Annotated in this window: 1 protein-coding gene; it reads left to right on the top strand. The window is 66.9% G+C overall.

The features are described from left to right. Positions 1 to 894: Cna B-type domain-containing protein (locus tag HMPREF1155_RS08495; protein ID WP_009079383.1), on the top strand; the 894-nt coding region annotated here is incomplete at both ends.

Here is an 894-nt window from a genome sequence, read left to right as displayed (position 1 = left end):
TGGACACCGGCAGGGAGCTCAAGCTCAACGCCGGCAACGGCTGGAAGGGCACCTTCGACGGCCTGCGCAAGTACAAGGCCGGCACGGCCGACGAGATCGCCTACACCGTGAAGGAAGACCCGGTGGCGAACTACGACGGCGACGTTACGGGCGACGCGGCCTCAGGTTTCACCATCACGAACACCAACACCGAGACCGTGAAGGTCCCGGTCGAGAAGAAATGGGTCGGGCCCAAGGGCTCCGAGGTCACCGTGCGCCTGCTCGCCGACGGCAATCCCGTCGCGGGCAAGGAGCTCAAGCTCAACGAGGGCAACGGCTGGAGGGGCTCCTTCGACGGCCTTCCCAAGTACGGCGCCGACGGCTCCGAGATCTCCTACACGGTGACCGAGGCCGAGGTGTCGGGCGTCGATAGCTCCAAGTACGGCACCGCCGTCGAGGGCGACGCCGCGGGCGGCTTCACCATCACGAACACCAACAAGGAGACCGTGAAGGTCCCGGTCGAGAAGAAATGGGTCGGGCCCAAGGGCTCCGAGGTCACCGTGCGCCTGCTCGCCGACGGCGCCGATACCGGCAAATCGCTCAAGCTCGACGAAGGCAACGGCTGGAAGGGCTCCTTCGACGGCCTTCCCAAGTACAACGCCGACGGCTCCGAGATCGCCTACACGGTGACCGAGGCCGAGGTGTCGGGGGTGGATAGCTCCAAGTACGGCACCGCCGTCGAAGGCGACGCGGCCTCCGGCTTCACCATCACGAACACGAACAAGGAGACCGTGGACGTCTCCGGGACCAAGTCCTGGGAAGACGACGGCGACCGCGACGGGGTCCGCCCCGCCTCGATCACGGTGAACCTGATGCGCGACGGCGCGAAGGCCGACTCCAGGACGGTGACCCCGG

Source organism: Slackia sp. CM382 (assembly GCF_000293015.1).
GTDB lineage: Bacteria > Actinomycetota > Coriobacteriia > Coriobacteriales > Eggerthellaceae > Slackia > Slackia exigua.
Note: the sequence above shows the minus strand (reverse complement) of the source record. Positions and strands in the feature narration are given on the sequence as shown.